3 protein-coding genes are annotated in these 1,096 nt (G+C 69.9%); all 3 read left to right on the top strand.

All coding sequences use genetic code 11. The features are described from left to right. Positions 1-336, top strand: a 336-nt coding sequence (locus ACLN58_RS22465) for an Hsp20/alpha crystallin family protein (protein WP_415857419.1), incomplete at its 5' end; no start/stop codon positions are given. Positions 337-403: 67 nt separating this feature from the next. Next, the gene (locus tag ACLN58_RS22460) at positions 404-742 is read left to right on the top strand and encodes a J domain-containing protein (RefSeq protein WP_415857418.1); all 339 of its coding nucleotides are present in this window, start codon (positions 404-406) and stop codon (positions 740-742) included. A gap of 28 nt (positions 743-770) precedes the next feature. Next, positions 771-1,096 (top strand): hypothetical protein (locus tag ACLN58_RS22455; RefSeq protein ID WP_415857417.1); only part of this gene is annotated, 326 nt, incomplete at its 3' end.

Here is a 1,096-nt window from a genome sequence, read left to right as displayed (position 1 = left end):
ATGGAGGCCTGGCGCCAGGACGGGGAGTTCGTGGTCGAGTTCGACCTTCCGGGGGTGGACCCGGACACGATCGATGTCGACGTCGAGCGCAACGTCCTGACAGTCCGGGCGCAGCGGCGCTCTCATCGCCCGGACGAGGCCGAGGCCGTCGCCGCCGAGCGCCCCGAGGGCACGTTCGGGCGTGAGCTGATCCTGGGCGATGCGCTGGATACGTCGAAGGTCAGTGCCGATTATGCCGACGGGGTCCTGACCTTGCGCATCCCGGTCGCCGAGCAGGCGAAGCCGCGCAAGATCAGCGTCACCACGAAGAAGGAGAAGAAGGAGATCGCCGCCTGAACCTTCGCTGCCCTGGCCGGACCGCGGGTCCGGCCAGGGCAGCAGGCCATACTCCGGCGAGGCAGCGATGCGTTCCGCTGACTTCTACTCTGTGCTCGGAGTCGACCGCGCGGCCACCGACGAGGAGATCCGCCGGGCCTTCCGTCGCCTTGTCCGCGAACTCCATCCGGACGGGCAGGCCGGGGAGGGCGCCGATCCGGAGCGGCTGCGCGAGGTGCTCGAGGCGTACTCGGTTCTGGGCCGCCGCGACCGGCGGGCGGCCTACGACCAGGCGCTGCGCCGGGCCGAGGCGACCTCCCTGCTGTGGGCGGACTTCCCTTCGCGGGTCGCGCCGTCCCGGCCCGGCTGGTCCGTTGTCGACGATCCGGAGATCCTGCGGACCCTGTTCCGCTGGTGGTTCCCCTGACCCGGGAACCGTGCAAGGAGGATGAGCAGTGAATTCTGTACGCGGCGGGTGGCGCCGATACGACAACACCCTGTTCCCGGTGTTCCACGAGAGGTTCGAGGAGAAGTGGGGCGAGGGCACCGCACCTTTTCTGGACCCGAGCGTCTACGACAAGGACCAGCCCCGGCCCCGCGCCCAGTGGATCAACGTCGACACCGGCGCCGCCGTCGCCGTCGTCCCCGTCTGGGAGGACGACCCCGAAGCCCGCTCGTTCGCCGTCTTCTACCTCCCCCCGCACGGAGGCATCTGGGTCCTGCGGCCCACAGACCTGACCGGCTACATCGAGGCCATCGCCAACGGCACCACAGCCACCGA

The sequence above is a fragment of the Sinomonas sp. G460-2 genome, assembly GCF_047759905.1.
Lineage (GTDB): Bacteria > Actinomycetota > Actinomycetes > Actinomycetales > Micrococcaceae > Sinomonas.
This window is presented reverse-complemented; position numbering and strand designations above follow the sequence as displayed.

Coding starts and splice junctions, on each gene's coding strand:
- ACLN58_RS22460 (WP_415857418.1), top strand. CDS start 404: ATGCGTTCCGCTGACTTCTACTCTGTGCTCGGAGTCGACCGCGCGGCC.